Genomic DNA, 3,459 nt, shown 5'->3' on the forward strand with positions numbered 1-3,459 from the left:
CGGCCAGCGCGACGCTCCAGCCCGCGCCCAGCAGCGACAGCGCGGCCGCGCGGCCCACGCCGCTGCCAGCGCCGGTGACGACGGCGATCTTGCTTTCAGCCATGCGGATGATCCCTCCCTTGGCGATTCCCGTTGCGGCCTAGCCTGCGGCGCCGGGCGGGCGCAGGCAAGCCGGGGGCTTCACCAGGGGCAGGGGGGCAGGCCCAGGGCGTGCTCCAGGCGGTTGGAGAGCAGCAGACCCTCGCCATTGCGGACGCGCCAGCGGCCGGGGGCGGCATCCAGGCCCAGTTCCTGCTGAAAGGCCGGGCCCAGCCCTTCCACCAGCAGGCGGGCGAAGCCGGGGTCGAACTGGCTGCCGGAACAGCTTTCCACTTCCGCCAGCGCCTCCGCCACCGTCAGCCGGGGGCGATAGACGCGGCCGGGCTCGATCATGGCCACAAAGGAATCGGCGACGCAGACGGCGCGGGAAACGGCGGGCAGCATTTCCCCCCGGCAGCCGCTGGGATAGCCGCCGCCCTGCCAACGCTCATGGTGGTCGCGCGCGGCGGCCACCACCGGCTCGGGGAAGCGCAGCGCCGCCAGCGTCTCGGCGCCGGTGACGGGATGGGCGCGCATGGCCTTCAGCTCCGCCCGCGTCAGGCCGCGCGCGGCATCGAGCAGCGAGAGCGGCAGGAAGAGCTTGCCCAGGTCGTGCATCAGCCCCGCCGCCACCACCATCGCCGGGTCGCCCAGCGCGCCCTTGGCGCAGGTGCTCATGGCCAGCAGCACGGTGGCGACACGGATGGAATGGTCGGCGCTGGTGGGGTGGTGGCGGCGCAGGGCCGCCAGCAGGCGCAGACTCTGGCGCGACAGGTCGCTGCCATCGGGGGTGGGAGGCGGGCCGGGCTGCGCTGCCCGGGCCTGCATCACCGCGCTCACCAGACCAGCCGGTAGCCGCGCCCGCGCACGGCGGTGATCTGGATGCGTCCGTTGGAGGCGCTGTGCAGCTTCTGCCGCAGGGAGGAGGCGAACTGGTCCACGCCACGCTGCTGCGGCTGCAGCGCGTAGCCCAGCACCTGCTGCGCCACCACGTCGCGCTCCGCCACCCGGTCCGGGGCGGTCAGCATCAGGCCCAGCAGCCCGGCCTCGGCGCCCGTGAGGCGCTGCTCGGTGCCATCGGCCGCGACGATTCGCTGGCGGGAGGGGTCGAGGACCACGCCGGCGGCTTCCACCGTCTCGTCATCCGGCTGGTCCGGCTCTTCCAGCCGGCGCAGCACGGCGCGGATGCGCGCCGTCATCTCCCGCATCGAGAAGGGCTTGGTCAGGAAATCGTCGGCGCCCAGTTCCAGGCCCAGGATGCGCTCGGGCTCGGTGGTGCGGCCGCTCAGCATCAGAATGCCGCGGTCGCGCCGCCCCGCCAGCTCCCGCACGATGGCGAGGCCGTTGCCATCCGGCAGTTCCATGTCCACCAGCACGATGCGGACAGCGGAAAGGTCGGCGGCGCGGGCGGCCGCCAAGGTGCCGACCACCTCGACGCAGAAGCCATCGCGTTCCAGCGCGCGGGCCAGCGTATCGGCCAGCGCGTGATCATCCTCGACCAGGACAAGCGGAACGCGCCCATCCTGCAGAAGGCCATCCGGACATGGCGGGGGTGCCGCCGCCGGGTCAGCGGTCATCCGGTCCATGCCAAAATCATAGCGATTGGTTTGCACTATACCAACCCCCGCGCGTGAGACTCCGCCGACTGCAGCCGAAAGGGTGCAGCAGGTGCATCCAACAACCTCCGGAGGTGGAACGCTAGGGTGGATGCATCCAGAGGTTTGGGCAGCAGGGTCACATCTTCTAGTCCTACGTCCATGGCAGCATCCGGCAACGCGTAGCCGGAGACAAGCAGCACACGCAGCTCCGGCAGCCGCTTCCGCATCATCACCGCCAGGCGGGGGCCGCTGATGCCGCCGGGCAGGATCACGTCGGCCAGCAGCAGGTTGGGTTGCAGGCCCTCGTCCAGCATGGCCAGGGCCTGCGGCCCGCCTTCGGCCGTCACCACCTCGTAGCCGAGTCGCGTGAGCTGGGCCGCGGTGCTGTGGCGCAGCGCCGGCTCGTCCTCCACCAGCAGCACCCGCTCATCCCCGCGCGGCGGGGGCAGGAAGGCGGCGGGGGCGGCGGCCGGGGCCTCGGCCTCGGGCAGCAGCAGCAGCACGCGGGTGCCCTGGCCGGGCAGGCTGTCCAGCCGCAGCAAACCACCATTCTGCCGCGCGAAGGAGAGCACGCTGGCCAGCCCGAGCCCGGCCCCCTGGCCCTTCTCCTTGGTGGAGAAGAAAGGCTCCGTGGCGCGCTTCAGCACGTCCGGCGCCATGCCGAAGCCGGTATCGCTCACCGTCAGGCGCAGGAAGCAGCCGGGGCGGGCCTCGGGGAAGCCTTCCAGCGCATCTTCCTCCAGCGTCACGGCCTCGGCGGCCAGGGTCAGCACGCCGCCATCCGGCATGGCGTCCCGCGCATTGACGGCGAGGTTGAGGATCGCGTTCTCCGCCTGCCCGGCCATGAGCTGCAGGCGCGGCAGGCCGCTGCCCAGGACGAGGTTGACCTGCACCTTCTGCCCCACCGCGCGGCGCAGCAGGGGCATCATGTTGTCCAGCAGCAGCTCCGGCGCCACTTCCTCCGGCTTCAGGCGCGGCTGGTGGCCGGCGAAGGCCAGCAGGTGCCGCACCAGGGCGGTGCCGCGCTCGGCGGCATCGCGGATCAGCCAGGCGGAATGGCGGCCGCCGGGGTCATGGGCCAGGTCTTCCTCCAGCATCTCGGCATTGCCGGTGATGACGGCGAGGAGATTGTTGAAGTCATGCGCCACGCTGCCGGTCAGCCGGCCCACCGTCTCCATGCGCTGGCCCTGCTGCATCCGGTGCTGCGCCCGCCGCGCCTCGCTGACATCGCGGAAGAACATCGCCACCCCATCGGCGGCGGGGAAGGCATGCGCCTCGAACCAGCGCTGGTCGGCTTCGAGGGACTGCTCGAAGTGCCGTTCGTGCCCGCGGGAGGCGACAGCCTGGAGATGCTCGAAGATTTCCAGCCCGATCAGCTCGGGAAACAGCGCCCAGATGGAACGGCCGATCACGTCTTCCCGCGCATGGCCCATCATGCGCAGGGCGGCGGCATTGGCATAGGTGAAGCACCAGCCGGCATCGAGCGCCACGAAGCCGTCGCTGACGGCTTCCAGCAGCCGCTCCACCCGCTCCCGCGCGGTGCTGGCTTCCTCGGCGGCGCGATGGGCGGCGGCGATCAGGCCGCGGTTGCGGATGGCGATCTCGGCCAGACGGGCCAACTGCGCCAGCATCGCCTCATCATCCGGCAGGAAGCCGGCGGGATGGCCGGCCACCGCCAGCGCGCCCAGCACGCGCCCCTGTTCGTCCCGCAGCCCGATGCAGGCGCGGGCGGGCAGGCCGCCCTCGGCCGGCCAGAGGCGGGGCAGGGCATCGGCGGCACGGG

3 protein-coding genes are annotated in these 3,459 nt (G+C 72.2%); all 3 read right to left on the reverse strand.

Going from position 1 to position 3,459, the window contains the following annotated elements; all coding sequences use genetic code 11:
* Window positions 1-180: 180 nt before the first annotated feature.
* A complete protein-coding gene (locus IBL25_RS25150) occupies window positions 181-918 on the reverse strand; it encodes an HD-GYP domain-containing protein (protein ID WP_187781191.1) in 738 nt (245 codons plus the stop codon).
* The gene (locus IBL25_RS25155; protein WP_187781192.1) at window positions 915-1,664 is read right to left on the reverse strand and encodes a response regulator transcription factor; all 750 of its coding nucleotides are present in this window, start codon (window positions 1,662-1,664) and stop codon (window positions 915-917) included. Before IBL25_RS25155 ends, IBL25_RS25150 begins: the two co-directional genes overlap by 4 nt.
* Before the next feature lie 26 nt (window positions 1,665-1,690).
* The coding region (locus IBL25_RS25160) for a PAS domain-containing protein (RefSeq protein WP_187781193.1) at window positions 1,691-3,459 on the reverse strand (1,769 nt) is incomplete at its 5' end.

The sequence above is a fragment of the Pseudoroseomonas ludipueritiae genome, from assembly GCF_014490445.1.
Taxonomy (GTDB): Bacteria; Pseudomonadota; Alphaproteobacteria; order Acetobacterales; family Acetobacteraceae; genus Pseudoroseomonas; species Pseudoroseomonas ludipueritiae.